The following is a 13,311-nucleotide window of genomic DNA, read 5'->3' as shown; positions in this document are numbered from 1 at the left end:
CCCGTCCCGCCGACCCCTGGAGGACCCGAGATGGCCGAACGGATCAGCTACCGCCGGATCTACGAGGACTCCTCGCCCGGGGACGGGCAGCGGGTGCTCGTCGACCGGGTCTGGCCGCGCGGCGTGAAGAAGGCGGACGCGCACCTGGACGAGTGGCTGCGCGACGTCGCCCCGTCGACCGAGCTGCGCACGTGGTACGGCCACGCCCCGGAGCGGTTCGCCGAGTTCCGCCGCCGCTACCTCGCCGAGCTGCGCGACGCCGGGCACCGGGAGGCCGTCGACCACCTGCGCGAGCTCGCCGCCCACGAGCCGCTCACCCTGCTGACGGCCACCAGGGACGTGGACCACAGCCAGGCCGCCGTACTGGCCGAATGGCTGGCGGGCGGGCCGGACCGACCGGGGCCGGCGGTCAGCGGTACGTCTCGATGAAGCCGGTCACGGTCCGCACCCACTCGGCCGGGTGGGTGACATGGGGGGTGTGGCCGACCCCGGCCAGGGTCCGGACCCGCGCCCGGGGCAGCGCCCGCGCGAGCCGGGCGACGATGGCGGGGAACCAGGGCGGGCTCTCCGTCCCCACGGTCAGCAGGGCGGGGCCCGGGTGGGCGGACAGCCCGGCGAGGTCGAGCAGCGGCCAGCCCGGGTCCTGCTGTTCGTCGAGGAAGGTGGGGGCGTTGGCGATGAGGGTGTCCCGGAGCTCCGGCGGCAGCCGGTCCCAGGTCCCCGGCCCGAAGGCGACCTCGTCCACGAACTGCCGCGCGCCCTCGCGCGACTCGCCCGCGCGCAGGTGCGCGAGTACCGAGTCGATCCGCCCCTCGACCGCCCGCATCACCGGCAGCAGGTCCGGCTCCGGCGGCACGATCGCCATCAGCGGGGGCTCGTGGGCGATGACGGTGCGGAACAGTTCGGGGCGGCGCACCGCCAGGCCCAGCGCCGTCGAGGCGCCGAAGGAGTTGCCGGCGATGTGCGCCGGAGCCAGGTCGAGGGCCTCCACCAGGGCGGCGAGGTCGTCCTCGTCCTCCGTCCGGGAGCCGGGCCCGGGCGGGCGCTCGCTCCGGCTGTGGCCGCGCCGGTCGTAGACCAGGACGCGGTACCGCTCGGCGAGGGCCGGCCGGACCTGGTCCCAGTTGGCGTGGTCGGCCCAGGAGCCGTGCACCAGGACGAGCGGCTCGCCCGCGCCCGTCAGCTCGTAGTGGAGGTCGACGCCGTTCGCCCGGACCTTCGGCATGCTCCCGCTCCTCACCTGGGGACATCCGCCCCGGGTCCATTCAGGCACCGCGCCGCGGCGACGGCAACCAGGTGCCGTGCCGGCGGACGGCGGCTGACCGGACGTACGGGCGGGCGGGCGCGGGCCTCGGGAGCGGTGTGCGGTCATCCGGGTGAGGGCCCGCGAGCCGGGTCCGCCGGGCGGGGGCGGGGTGCGACCGTCGGTCGCATGCCCGTGCTGCTCCCCGCGCTCCCTCTGCTCCCCCGGTTCCCGGCGCGCGCCGCCGACCGCCCCGTGGTTGTGGCAAGTCGGCACCCGATCACGGGGCCGGCGGGTACCGTGCGGCCATGGGCGGCGGCGCCGGGGGCGTCCCGGAGCGGCGGCCCCCGGGCTGAGGGGCGGGCATGAGCGACAGCGGAGCGACGCCGGACCTCCCGGCGGGACCGGACCGGAGGCGGGTGCTGCGGCTGGCCATCGCACCCCTCGCCGCACCCCTCGCGGTACTGCTCGCGGCCTGCGGCGGGCCGGAACCGAAGCCGTCCCCGGACCCGTCGGCCCCCACGGGCACGCCCTCGCCCCGGCCGGGCACGGCGAGCCCCACCCCGGCCGGCCCGGCCGACTGGGCCGCGCTGGCGAAGGACCTCGGCGGCACCGTCATCGGCCCGCAGGACGGCCGCTACCAGGACGCGAGCCGGCTCTACCAGCCGCAGTTCGACGGCCTGCGCCCCGCCGGGATCGTCTACCCGGCCACCGCCCAGGACGTCTCGACCTGCCTCGCCTTCGCCCGCCGGCACGCCGTCCCGGTCGCGGTGCGCAGCGGCGGGCACAGCTACGCGGGCTGGTCCTCGGGCAGCGGGATGGTGCTGGACGTCGGGTCGATGGCGGCGGTCGGCGGTTCGGGCGGCGCGGCCACGGTCGGGGCCGGCGCACGGCTGATCGATGTGTACGCGGGGCTGGCGGCCGACGGCGTGACCGTCCCGGCCGGCTCCTGCCCGAGCGTGGGCGTGGCCGGGCTGGCCCTGGGCGGCGGTATCGGCGTCACCTGCCGCGCGTACGGGTTGACCTGCGACAACCTCACGGGCGCGGAGGTCGTGACGGCGGACGGGCGGATCCGGCAAGTGGACGCCGGTGCCGACCCCGAGCTGTTCTGGGCGCTGCGCGGCGGTGGCGGCGGCAACTTCGGTGTGGTCACGTCCCTCGGCTTCCGCACCCACCCGGCGGTGAGCTGCGCGTACGCCTTCCTGTCCTGGCCGTGGTCGGCCGCCGGGTCCGTCGTCGCGGCCTGGCAGAGCTGGGTGGCGGGCGCGCCGGACCAGCTCTGGGCGAACCTGCACCTGGACACCTGGCCGGACGGCCGGCTGCGTCTCACCAGCACCGTCAACTTCCTCGGCCCGCAGGGCGAACTCGCCGACCTGGTCGACCGGTTGGCCGTCGCCCCGGCCACCGCGTCGCTGCACACCGCGCCGTTCCTGGACACCATGAAGGAGATGGGCGGGGTGGCCGGCTGGTCGGAGGCGGCCGCCCATCTGCCGGGCGGCCTGCCCGGACAGAGCCCGGAAGGCCGGCTGACCAGGATCTCGTACGCGGCCCGCTCCGACTTCTACACCAGGCCGATCGGCGCGGCCGGGATCGCGGCGCTGGTGACCGCTGTCGACCGGTACGCGCAGGTCGCGCCGCAGGGCGGGAGCGCCTCGGTCGCCTTCGACGCCCTGGGCGGCGCGGTGAACCGGGTGGCCCCGGGGGACACCGCCTTCGTCCACCGCGGCGCCCTGTTCGCGGCCCAGTACATCGCCAACTACCCGTCGCCCGGGGCCGGTTCGGGGCCGGGCGTGGAGCAGTCGCAGGCCTGGCTGCAGGAGGTCTGGACCGCCATGCGCCCGTACGCGAGCGGCGAGGCGTACCAGAACTACCCCGACCCGCGGCTCGCCGACTGGGCGCGGGCGTACTACGGCGGCAACCTCGACCGCCTGCGGCGGGTGAAACGCGCCTACGACCCGGACGGCCTCTTCGCCTTCCCCCAGGCCGTCACCCCGGCGTGACTCGGCCTCGGGACGGACGGCCGCGCCCCGGGCGGACCGTGGCGAGCAGCACCAGGGCGGCGGCCTGGACGGCGATCACCGTGGCCACCAGCGCCGGGACGGACACCGCGTAGAGCGCGCCGGTGAGCGCCCCGCCGGCCAGGGTCGCGACGCCGACGACGGCCGCGAACACCCCGTAGGCGGTCGCCCGGCGCGGCGCGGGGACGAGATCGGCGACCATCGCCCGCAGGGTCGACTCCTGGACGCCCAGCGCGGCGCCCCACAGCAGCGCGCCGGCCACCGCGGGCGCCACCGCGTCGGCGAAACCCAGCGCCGGCACCGCCGCGGCCAGCAGCGGCAGCGCCACCAGGGTGCGCGGGCCGACCCGGTCGTACAGCCAGCCGGTGACCAGGCCGGCCAGCGCGCCGGCGAGCATCGTCCCGGCGTACAGCACCGGGACGGCGGAGGCGGTGAGCAAGTGGTGCCGGACGAGGTGGAAGGAGAGCACCCCGTAGGTGGTGAAGCCGGTCATGGTCGCCGCGGTGAACGCCGCGTACGCCCAGAACGCGCGGGGCAGCGACTGCCGTGCGGGGGCCGGGGCGGGGCTCGGGGTCGCCGGGGCGCGCGGCGAGGGCTCGCGTGCGGACTCTGCCGCGGACTCGTAACGGCCCGGGTCGGGCACCCGGGTACGCAGCCACCACAGCAGGCCGAGGGCGGCGGCGCCCGGGACGGCCAGGACACCGAGCGCGGGCCCGTAGCCGCCGGTGACCGCGAGCACGGCGGCGACGGTGAGCGGCCCGATGACCGCGCCGACCTGGTCGAGGGCCTCGTGGACGGCGAAGCCCCGGCCCCGGCCGGTGGCGGCGGTGGCGTGCGAGAGCAGGGTGTCCTTGGCCGGTGACCGGACCGCCTTGCCGACCCGCTCGGCGATCACCAGGGTGCAGGCCGCCCCGAGCGAGCCCGCCACGCCGAGCAGCGGGACGGCCGCGACGGTGAGCGCGTAGCCGCCGATCGCCAGCCCCCAGTACCGCCCGGTGCGGTCGGCGAGCGGCCCGGACAGCAGCCGCGGGACGAGCGCCGCCGCCTCGCCCGCGCCGGTCACCACGCCGACCAGCGTCGCCGAGGCGCCCAGCGAGGCGAGCAGCGGGCCGGTGATGGAACGGGCGCCCTCGTAGACGAAGTCCGCGAGCAGGCTGACGATGCCGAACCACACCACGAAGCGCCACGGCCGCATGTCCGCGCCGCCGCCGCTCTGTCCGGCCGTCCGGTCGGCCCGCCGCCGGCCCACTGGGTCCGTGCCCACCACACCTCCACGATCGCCGTGAGTGCCGGGGCACCCGCGCGGCTCAGCCGAAGCCGTGCGTGCGGGCCGCCGTGACGTCAAGAGTGTCCCGCAGCATCGCGAGTGCCGCACCGAGCGGGCTGGACCGGCCGCCGCTCACCGTGATGTCGCCGGCCTCGGGGCAGCCGTAGACGACCGCCTTCTCCGGGCCGGTGAGCGCGTGCAGCGGGTCGCCCGGCTCGGTCCGCTCCAGCCGGACCTCGACCAGCAGCGGGCGGTCCGCGCGGGCGCTCGCCACGGCCCGCAGTCGGCGCCCCTCGGCGGCCGCGGCCACCGCCGCCGCGCCCGTCCGCTCGGCCACCGCCTCCGCGTTGACCCGTACCGCCGACGGCTCCCAGCCCCACAGCAGGGCCGCGAGCAGCCGCACCTTGGTGGCCGCGTCAGCGCCCGAGAGGTCGGCCGAGGGGTCGGCCTCGGCGATGCCGCGGCGCCGGGCCTCGGCGACCGCCCGGTCGAGGGGGTCGCCCGCCGCCAGGCGGTCGAGCACGAAGGTGGCCGTCCCGTTGGGGCAGGCCCGGACCGAACGGCAGCCGAGCCCGCGCACCCCCGTACGCGCCAGGTCCGCTGCCGGGAGGGCGGCGCCGGTGGCCCCGGAGATCCTGATCAGGCTGCCGCCCGCCCGGGCGGCCCCGCCGAGTTCACTCCAGTGGCTGAGCAGGTGGCTCTTGGTGGCGGTGACGACGTGGACGCCGCGACGCAGGGCCAGCACGGCCTCCTCGGCGGCCTGTTGCCGGGCCTGCGGGGAGGACGGGAGCGCCTGGACCAGCACCCGCGCGCCGGTCCGGTCGAGGGTCCGCGCCAGGGGGCCCAGCGGGCCCCACTCGGCGCGCGGCGGGACCGGTCCGCCGTCGCGCGGCTCCACCTCCGCCGACCCGACCCGCACGGCCGCGAGCCTCGGCCGGACGCCGTGCTCGCGGGCGAGCCCGTCCCCCTCCGTCAGCAGGCGCTCGGCGTAGGCGCGGCCGACCGGGCCGTAGCCCGACAGCACGACCGCCGGGTCGTCGCCCGGCACGGACCGGGGAGCGGCCCCGGCATCTGGTGAAGGCATCCCGGCAGGATACCCCGGGGCCATCGGCCGCTCCGGGGCCGGTCGTTGCCGCCCCCGGCGGGCCTCGGCACGCGCGCGGCGACCATCCCACCGGGCCCGGCCCGGTGGCCGACCGGAGGGTCCCGGGGTTGCATGGGGTGACCGAGCCCCGAGCCCGTGGAGGTCGCCGTGTACGAGATGTGGGCCGAGCAGGACCCGGCGGTGTCGCCGCCCGCCGTGGTGTGGCACGTGGTGGCGAAGGACGACGCGTCGGCGTCGCTGTGCGGGCGGTTCCTCGAACCGTCCCAGCGCGTGGTGCCGCCCGGCGACGCCGACGGCACCCAGGTGCCCGACCGGTACTGCGACCCCTGCCTGCTGACCGTCCGGGAGGCGCTGGCCGCGAGCGGCCGCTGACGGGCCGAATCCCGGCAAGCCCGCACGAATCGGAAACGGTGACGAACCCGCAGGTGGGAACGGGGGCAGGGGGCCGCTGACCCCGGTGCGCGGGCCGCCCGGGGACCGCTACGATCCTCACTCGTCGCACACCCGTTCACCATGCAACAACCGCGCGCCGCTCACGTCGTCGCGCCCAGGGGGAGGACCACCGCATGGGCGCGCCCCAGCGTTCCACCGCCATGAGCACATCCACCAGAGCCGTCACGGCCGTGGCCCTGCTCATCGGCTTCTACCTGCTCGCCCTCGGCATCCTCGTGGGCCTGATCGCCCTCGACGTCGCCCTGTACCAGGCGTCCGGCGAGTTCCGCCCCGGGCTGCTCAAGCTCTGGGCGCTGAGCGCCGCCGTGGGCTACCCCGTCGCCCGAGTGGTGTTCCTGACCCGCCGTCGCAAGGACGACGGCGAGCTGCCCGGCGTACTGCTGGCCCGCGAGCGGCAGCCCGAGCTCTGGGCCCTGGTCGACCGGATCTCCGAGCGCACCGGCGTCCGCGGCCCGGCCGAGATCCGCCTGGTGCCCGAGGTCAACGCGGGCGTCATGGAGGAGACCAGGCTGCTCGGCCTGATCCCCGGCAAGCGCCACCTCGTCATCGGCGCCCCGCTGCTGATCGGCCTCACCGAGGGCGAGCTGGAGTCCGTGCTGGCACACGAGTTCGGCCACTACAGCAACCGGGACGTCAAACTCGCCGCCGTCACCGTCGCCGGCCGCCGCGCCGTCCTGCACACCGTCAGCGGGCTCCACCACCGCGCGGACCGGCACCAGGCCCAGGAGACCGCCAAACTCGCCGCCAAGGCCGAGAAGCGGCTGGCCAAGGGGCGCAAGCCCTCCGACGAGAAGGCCGGCGGCGGTGTCGACCGCGCCCTCGCCGGGCTCTTCACCGGCTACGCCAAGCTCTACTTCCGCGTCTCCGAGGCCGTCGGCCGCCGCCAGGAGTACGCGGCCGACCAGGTCGCCGCGCAGCTCGCCGGCCGGGACGCCACCGCCGCGGCCCTGCGCCGGATCCCGGCGCTGGACGCCGCCCAGAACTTCTACCTCAACCGCTACGCCACCATCGGCTGGGACGCCGGCCTGCTCCCGCCGCCCGGCCAGGTCTACGGCGGCCTGCACCACCTGCTGAGCGACCCGAAGCGCCGCGCGGAACTCGCCGAGCACGCGCTCGACCTGCCGGAACAGGAGCCCGACCCGTACGACTCCCACCCGCCGATCCACCTGCGGGTCGCCGCGATCGAGGCCCTGCCCGACGACGGCCGGGGCCCCGGCGCCACCGGCCCCGCGCTGGCACTGCTGCGCGAAGCGGAGCGGGCGCTCGCCGAGCTGGAGGTCGTCTCGCTGATCCCGGAGGCCTCCGGCAAGCAGCGGGTCGACTGGCCCGAGCTGGTCCGCGCGTCGATGCTGACCCGCGCCCGGGAGGCCGGCGCCCCCGCCCGCCAGGCACTCATCGGACTCGGCCTGCCGCCCACCGCGCACGGCCTGCTCGACGGCATCGACGCCGGCCGCTCCTGGGAGTTCACCGACCGGCTGCCCAAGAGCGAACAGGCCGCCGCGGCCACCGGCCGGGCCGCCCGGGAGTTCGCCCGCCCGATGCTGCGCGAAGAGCTGGCGCACGCCACCGTCGTCGCCCTGGCCGAGGCCGGCCTGGCCGGGTGGGAGCTCTCCTGGGCCGGACCGGCCGAACTCCGCCTGCCGGACGGCTTCGACGACGGCTTCGACGCGGCCCTCGACGCCGCCTGCGGGGACGCCCCCGACACCGCGCCGCTGCGGGAGCTGCTCGCGGGGGCGGGCCTGGCGGCCGGCGCCCCCGCCGTCTGACCCGGCCCGTCGCCCCACTCACCGGCCTGAAACCCCACCGGCCCATCACACCACCGGCCCGTCACACCGCCGGCCCGTCACACCTTGGAAGGAACACCTTTGATCGGCATCATCGTGCTGGTTGTCATCGGCCTCGTCCTGCTCTTCCCGGTCGTCATGACCAAGCTGACCAAGCGCAAGCTGGCCCAGCTGGAGCAGGCCAAGGCCACCATCGCCAGGCACGAGGCACGGCTCGCCGAGGAGGCCCGGGCGAAGAACACCATCGTCCCGGCCGAGCACGGACTGCTGCTCGGCAGCGAACTCCTGCTGGACGACCGGCCCGAGGCCGAGGAGACCGCCGTCCTCGCCGCCGCGAAGGCCGGCGACTGGCGACCCGCCGCCGCCTATCTCACCGTCGACGCCACCGCCGACCTCCGGTGGCGCCGCCAGCGCGAACTGGCCCAGCTGGCCGCCGAGGACGACGCCTGGCTGCAGGCCTGGCGCGCCGAGCGGCCGCAGGACCCGACCGCCGCCCTGCTGCACGCGGACGCCCTGGTCTACCTGGCCTGGAACGTCCGGACCAGCGCCCGCGCCAACCAGGTCACCCGCGAGCAGTTCGACGGCTTCCACCGCATCCTGGCGGAGGCCGCCGAGGCCGCCGTCGCGGCCGCCGCACTCGCCCCCGCCGACGACCCCAACCCGTGGGTCGTCCAGATCCCCATCGCGATGGGCCTCGGCTGGCCCAACGACCGCTTCCGGCAGCTCTGGGCCGAGCTGGTCGACCGCGACCCGCACCACTGGACGGCGCACACCCGGGCGCTGCAGTACTGGTGCGCCAAGTGGCGCGGCAGCCACGAGCTGATGCACGGCTTCATCGACGGGGCGATCGCCGCGGCACCGGCCGGCAGCCTGCTCGCGCCGATCAAGCTGGAGGCCTACTTCGAGCAGTTCGCCCAGGACGGCGAGAAGGCCACCGCCTGGCAGCGCCCGGAGGTCGGCGCCGCCCTCGACGCCGCGCTCGCCGACCTCGCGGCCGCGGACCCCGACCACCCCCGGATCCGGTACGCCCGCGGCTGGCTCGCGTACGCCCTGACCAAGGCCGGGCGGCCCACCGAGGCGCTGGCCCAGTTCCAGGCGCTGGGCCGGTACATCCCGCAGCCGTTCACCAACTTCAAGGACCCCCGGCAGGCTTTCATCGATCTGCGCGTCAACGCCGTTCAGGGCGCCGTGGAGGCGGCCGGGCAGCAGGCCTGACGGCATCACCTCCGTGGGATCGGGGGCGGGGCCGGGGGCCGGGAAGCGGGCGGCGCCATCGGCGAACTCCACCCGGACGAGGTAATCACCGGCCGCCCGGGGCCCGCCCCCGCTATCCTCCCCGGGCCGACCACTCACCATCGGAAGGGGAACCCATGCGGCAGCGCCGCGCCCTGCTCACCAGCACCGTCCTGACGGCCGTGCTCCTCACCGGCTGCAGCTCCCGCGGCAGCGCCACCGACCGGGCGGCCGCCGGCCCCACAGCGGCCCCCAGGACGGCCCCTGCGGCCGCCGCCCCGACCGTCCCCACGCCCACAGGCTCCGCACCGGCGAGCACGGGGACGGGGGCCGGGGCGGGGACCGGCGAACTGCCCGACGGATACGACGCCACCCGGGACGCCGCGGCCGATGTGAAGACCGCCCTCGCCGCCTCGGCCGGGGACCAGCGCCCGCTGCTGCTCGACTTCGGGGCCAACTGGTGCCCCGACTGCAAGGTCCTCGACAAGCTCTTCCGCTCCCCGCAGGTCAACCCGCTGCTGCGGGACGACTACCGGGTCGTCGCGATCGACGTCGGCAGGTTCGACCACAACCTCGACCTGGCCGCCCAGTACGTCGACCTGCAGAGCAGCGGCATCCCCGCACTCGTGGTGCTCTCCCCCGACGGCACCGTGCGCACCGCCAGCAACGACGGCGCCTTCGCCGACGCCCGCACCATGAGCGCCACGACGGTCGCCGCCTTCCTCAAGCGCTGGGCGCGGGCATGACCCCGGCCCGACGGGCCCTCGGCGCGATCGCCGCCCTGCTGGTCCTCGGACCGGCCGGATGCGCCGCCGACCCGGCCCCGGCCGCCGACCGCGCCGCCACCTACCGTGGCGGCGGGGTCACCGTCGCGGTCCGGCTCAGCACCGCGGACGACGGGCGGCGGCAGCTCAGCGCCACCTTCACCCCCGACGAGGCCGGGTTCCACCTGTACAGCGTCGACCTGCCCGCCGAGGGCATCGACGGCCTCGGCCTGCCCACCCGCCTGGCCGTACGCGGCGGCCTGATACCGGACGGCACCGCCCGGGCCGACCGCCCGCTGCGCACCGTCAGCCCGCTCGGCCTCGGCGTGGACCTGCCCGTCTACCCGGACGGCGCGGTCACCGTCACCCTCCCGGTCCGCCGGGCCGCCACCGGGCCGAGCGAAGCCGTCGTCAGCTTCGGCGCGTGCAGCGAACAGCGCTGCCTGATCCCCGTCACCGACCAGGCCGTCCCACTCGGCACGGTCGGCTGACGAACGGATCGCGGACCCTTCACACCACCCGCACCCGATCGTACGAACGGCTACCGTCGCCCCGACGACCCGCGCCACGACCCGGGGGCCCCAGGCGCCGCACCGTTCCCGTCCTGCTCGTCGTCGGCCTGAGCGCCACGGCGGCCGCCTGTAGCGGTCCCGGCTCCGCAACCGGTACAACCGGTACCTCGCGCCGAGGGCACGGACGGCGGCGTCAGGGGCGGCCCCGCTCGGCGATGGCCCCGACGACCGTGGCCAGGTGGTGGGAGGTCTCCCAGGCCCGACGCTGGCTGGGGCCGCCGGGGCCGCGCTCGAGCCCGACCGCTCGGCTGTGGATCTCCTCATCGCCCCAGGAGGGATGGGCGCGGGTGCCGCGCCAGACGTCGGCCCGGGTGAGCTGACGACACAGCCGGAGGGCTTCCAGGCCTGTCGCGTCGACCGCCCGGACGACGTGCCAGTGGCGGCTGCCGGTGTAGCGCAGGTTGGCGGGCGCGGCCCGGATCCGGGCGGGTTCCGGCGGGTCGGGGTGGGTGACGCCGTGGTCGCCGAAGTCGGGCGGCGGGCCGCCCGCCCGGCGGGCGACGTGTTCCCAGAGGTCCAGCTCGTGGCGGCGCAGCGCGGTCAGGACGTACGGCCGGAACCCTCGCAGGCTCGGCGGGAACGCCCCCGCGGCCAGCGCGATGTGGCGCCAGGGCTGTGCGCGGGCCCAGCCGAGGACGTCGAGTGCGCGCGGCACCAGGCTGGTGACCGCGTCGGGGCCGGGCAGGTAGCCGGCGTCGAGCAGCAGGTCCGTGTCCTGCGGCGTGAGCGCCACGGCAGCCAGGACGGCGCGCACGTCCTCGGTCAGTTCTCCCGGGCCGCCGGGCAGGTGGTGCAGGTCGATCCGCAGGCAGCCGCCGGCGCCGTGGGCCAGCTGGGCCTGGCGGATCTCGTCGAGGGAGCCGACCGGGTCGGTGGTGCGGAAGGCGGGGATGAGCGTCTGGAGCCAGTCCTGGAAGGACTCGCTGAGCCACCGCACGGCGTGGCCGCGGTAGCCGGTCCCCACCGCGCCGTGCTGCCAGAGCTGACCGCAGTCGACGGTGACGGCCAGGTGGGCGGGGAGGTGCTCGCCGGCGTGGCGGGCGAAGGTCCGCACGACGTCGGCCAGGCGCTGGTCGGGGTGGACTTCGAGGAGCGGACGGATTCGTGCCCGCACCTCGGCGCTGATGTTGCGCAGGGCGATGAACTCGCCCGCCTTGCCACGCAGGATCGGTACGTACTCCATCGGCCCCCCGCTGACGGTCGTGCGTGCACAGTGCGTCGCTGTCGCTCCGTCAGTGTGCGGCGTACGCCACCGCCCCACCAGGGCGCGTACCGGGCGCACTCGCTCCCGGACGCGCCTCGTGGCTCCCTTCCTCAGCGGGCGAGCAGCCGCTCGCCGTCCTGGGCCCGGAGCACCTCGCAGAGGGCGCGCAGGCCGGTCTCGGCCTGGTCGAGCTGCGGGTCGGTGATGCCGACGGAGGGTTCGATCCGCAGGGTGGTCGTCGCGCTGGCGGTCGGGAAGACCCGTAGGGCGTGGGCGTTGAGGAGGTAGCCGGCGGCGGCGTAGCCCAGGACACCGGCCCGGGACAGCTCGCGCAGGGGCGGGGAGGCGGAGTCGGCCTGGTCGTGGAGTTCCAGGCCGAGCATCAGGCCGCGGCCGCGGACGTCCGCGACGACGTCCTTGAAGTCGTCGCGCACGCCCTCCAGTCGGGCCAGGATCCGTTCGCCGCGTTCGGCGGCCTGCCGGTAGCGGGCGCCGCCCTCGGCCTCCAGCAGCTCCAGGGTGCGGGCGGCGATCAGGGTGGAGTACGCGTCCTTGGCGAAGGTGGAGCTGTGCAGCAGCTCGAACTCGGGCCGGTGGCGGCGGTGGTGGACCAGCATCACCGCCGCCTTGGCGAGGCCGCCGCCGAGGCTCTTGGCGAGCACGTAGTAGTCGCCGCGCAGCCCGATCGCGGAGCTCGCCAGGAAGGTGCCGGTGCGGCCCATGCCGCTCTGCACCTCGTCGACCACGATCGGGCAGTCCGCCTCGGCGCAGATCCGCTGGAGTTCGCGCGCGTACCCGGCGGTGAGCGGCCGGACCCCGCCCTCGCCCTGGACGGGCTCCAGCACCAGCGCGCACAGCCGGGGCAGTTCGTGCCCGACCAGGTCCACCGTGCCGCCGGTGAGCGTGAGGCCCAGCACCGTCCGGCGTTCCTCGGCGATCGCGGCGGCGAGGGCGGCCGGGTCCTCGGCGGGGACGAACCGGCAGGGGGCGGCCAGGGCGCGGAAGGGCTCCCGGACGGCCGGGTTGTGGGTCAGTTGGACGCTGCCGACGAGCTTGCCGTGGAAGCCGCCCGCCAGGGCGAGCAGGACCGGCGGCTCCGCGGCCCGGGACCGGTTGACGGCCGTGAGGGCGGCGGCCAGGGCCTCGAAGTCCCCACCCTCGGCGAGCTCCTGGGCGGCCGCGGAGAGGACGGCGCCCTCATGCACGGCCCGGCGGGCCCGGTCGAGGCCGTCGTCGACCCGGGCCAGCAGCGCGGCGGCCTTCGACCCGCGGTCCAGCTCGGCGTGCTTGACGGCGGCCTCGACCGCCTCGGCACCGCTGTTGGCGAAGACAGCGGTGTAGGGGCCCGGGTCGCCGGTGTCCCGGTGGAGGATGTCGTTGAGCCGGCGGGCGACGGTCTCGGCGTACGGGTGCAGCGAGAACTGGGCGTGCACCGGCACCTGGGCGGCCAGCAACTCCCGGGCGAGCGCCACCAGTTCGGGGTGGTTGTGACCGAGGATCGTGGCACCGAAGCCGCCGACGAGGTCGAGGACGGGGAGTTCGCGGCCGTCGGCGCCGCGCCGGTGGAGCAGGTCGCCCTCGGCGCGGACGTACTCGACGGCCAGGCCCAGGGACTCCAGCTGGGCGCGGAGGAAGGGTTCGGCCAGAGCGGTGGGGGTCATCGCGGTG

At 76.5% G+C, this 13,311-nt stretch carries 12 protein-coding genes; 7 read left to right on the top strand and 5 right to left on the bottom strand.

What is annotated here, in order from left to right; genetic code table 11:
• Positions 1-30: 30 nt before the first annotated feature.
• Entirely contained in the window at positions 31-429 is a 399-nt protein-coding gene (locus ABTY61_RS33150; RefSeq protein WP_350508850.1) for a DUF488 domain-containing protein, read from the top strand.
• On the opposite strand, the gene ABTY61_RS33145 is transcribed toward ABTY61_RS33150, so the two are convergent.
• Positions 410-1,225: an alpha/beta fold hydrolase gene (locus tag ABTY61_RS33145; protein ID WP_350508849.1), complete on the bottom strand. Its 816-nt coding sequence runs from the start codon at positions 1,223-1,225 to the stop codon at positions 410-412. The genes ABTY61_RS33150 and ABTY61_RS33145 overlap by 20 nt on opposite strands.
• A gap of 383 nt (positions 1,226-1,608) precedes the next feature.
• On the opposite strand from ABTY61_RS33145, the gene ABTY61_RS33140 reads away from it, so the two are divergent.
• Complete coding sequence (locus ABTY61_RS33140) at positions 1,609-3,243, top strand: FAD-binding oxidoreductase (protein WP_350508848.1); 1,635 nt, start codon at positions 1,609-1,611, stop codon at positions 3,241-3,243.
• On the opposite strand, the gene ABTY61_RS33135 is transcribed toward ABTY61_RS33140, so the two are convergent.
• Positions 3,230-4,525 carry an MFS transporter gene (locus ABTY61_RS33135; protein WP_350508847.1) on the bottom strand — a complete coding sequence of 432 codons (1,296 nt, stop codon included), beginning with the start codon at positions 4,523-4,525 and terminating at the stop codon, positions 3,230-3,232. The two genes, ABTY61_RS33140 and ABTY61_RS33135, sit on opposite strands and share 14 nt — an antisense overlap.
• Before the next feature lie 43 nt (positions 4,526-4,568).
• Positions 4,569-5,612, bottom strand: a complete 1,044-nt coding sequence (locus tag ABTY61_RS33130) for a homoserine dehydrogenase (RefSeq protein ID WP_350508846.1) — start codon at positions 5,610-5,612, stop codon at positions 4,569-4,571.
• Between the two features lie 168 nt (positions 5,613-5,780).
• Between ABTY61_RS33130 and ABTY61_RS33125 the strand changes: the two genes are divergently transcribed.
• From ABTY61_RS33125 to ABTY61_RS33105, 5 genes are all read left to right on the top strand, one after another.
• Positions 5,781-6,005, top strand: coding sequence for a hypothetical protein (locus ABTY61_RS33125; RefSeq protein ID WP_350508845.1), 225 nt, complete (start codon positions 5,781-5,783; stop codon positions 6,003-6,005).
• A 221-nt stretch (positions 6,006-6,226) separates the two neighbouring features.
• A complete protein-coding gene (locus ABTY61_RS33120; protein WP_350508844.1) occupies positions 6,227-7,852 on the top strand; it encodes a M48 family metalloprotease in 1,626 nt (541 codons plus the stop codon).
• Between the two features lie 99 nt (positions 7,853-7,951).
• Positions 7,952-9,085, top strand: a complete 1,134-nt coding sequence (locus ABTY61_RS33115; protein ID WP_350508843.1) for a hypothetical protein — start codon at positions 7,952-7,954, stop codon at positions 9,083-9,085.
• Positions 9,086-9,240: 155 nt separating this feature from the next.
• A complete protein-coding gene (locus ABTY61_RS33110) occupies positions 9,241-9,849 on the top strand; it encodes a thioredoxin family protein (protein WP_350508842.1) in 609 nt (202 codons plus the stop codon).
• The gene (locus ABTY61_RS33105) at positions 9,846-10,358 is read left to right on the top strand and encodes a hypothetical protein (protein WP_350508841.1); all 513 of its coding nucleotides are present in this window, start codon (positions 9,846-9,848) and stop codon (positions 10,356-10,358) included. The genes ABTY61_RS33110 and ABTY61_RS33105 overlap by 4 nt, the downstream gene beginning before the upstream one ends.
• A gap of 214 nt (positions 10,359-10,572) precedes the next feature.
• On the opposite strand, the gene ABTY61_RS33100 is transcribed toward ABTY61_RS33105, so the two are convergent.
• Together ABTY61_RS33100 and ABTY61_RS33095 are read right to left on the bottom strand one after the other, a co-directional pair.
• Positions 10,573-11,622, bottom strand: a complete 1,050-nt coding sequence (locus ABTY61_RS33100) for a beta family protein (RefSeq protein ID WP_350508840.1) — start codon at positions 11,620-11,622, stop codon at positions 10,573-10,575.
• Positions 11,623-11,753: 131 nt separating this feature from the next.
• Positions 11,754-13,304, bottom strand: a complete 1,551-nt coding sequence (locus ABTY61_RS33095; protein WP_350508839.1) for an aspartate aminotransferase family protein — start codon at positions 13,302-13,304, stop codon at positions 11,754-11,756.
• Between the last annotated feature and the right edge of the window lie 7 nt (positions 13,305-13,311).

This window comes from Kitasatospora sp. NPDC096128 (genome assembly GCF_040303105.1).
Taxonomy (GTDB): Bacteria; Actinomycetota; Actinomycetes; order Streptomycetales; family Streptomycetaceae; genus Kitasatospora.
Note: the sequence above shows the minus strand (reverse complement) of the source record. Positions and strands in the feature narration are given on the sequence as shown.

Excerpts from the sequence above, each read along its gene's own strand:
- ABTY61_RS33095 (WP_350508839.1), bottom strand. The coding sequence starts at position 13,304 with ATGACCCCCACCGCTCTGGCCGAACCCTTCCTCCGCGCCCAGCTGGAG.
- ABTY61_RS33145 (WP_350508849.1), bottom strand. The coding sequence starts at position 1,225 with ATGCCGAAGGTCCGGGCGAACGGCGTCGACCTCCACTACGAGCTGACG.
- ABTY61_RS33110 (WP_350508842.1), top strand. The coding sequence starts at position 9,241 with ATGCGGCAGCGCCGCGCCCTGCTCACCAGCACCGTCCTGACGGCCGTG.
- ABTY61_RS33100 (WP_350508840.1), bottom strand. The coding sequence starts at position 11,622 with ATGGAGTACGTACCGATCCTGCGTGGCAAGGCGGGCGAGTTCATCGCC.
- ABTY61_RS33130 (WP_350508846.1), bottom strand. The coding sequence starts at position 5,612 with ATGCCTTCACCAGATGCCGGGGCCGCTCCCCGGTCCGTGCCGGGCGAC.
- ABTY61_RS33150 (WP_350508850.1), top strand. The coding sequence starts at position 31 with ATGGCCGAACGGATCAGCTACCGCCGGATCTACGAGGACTCCTCGCCC.
- ABTY61_RS33140 (WP_350508848.1), top strand. The coding sequence starts at position 1,609 with ATGAGCGACAGCGGAGCGACGCCGGACCTCCCGGCGGGACCGGACCGG.
- ABTY61_RS33120 (WP_350508844.1), top strand. The coding sequence starts at position 6,227 with ATGAGCACATCCACCAGAGCCGTCACGGCCGTGGCCCTGCTCATCGGC.
- ABTY61_RS33105 (WP_350508841.1), top strand. The coding sequence starts at position 9,846 with ATGACCCCGGCCCGACGGGCCCTCGGCGCGATCGCCGCCCTGCTGGTC.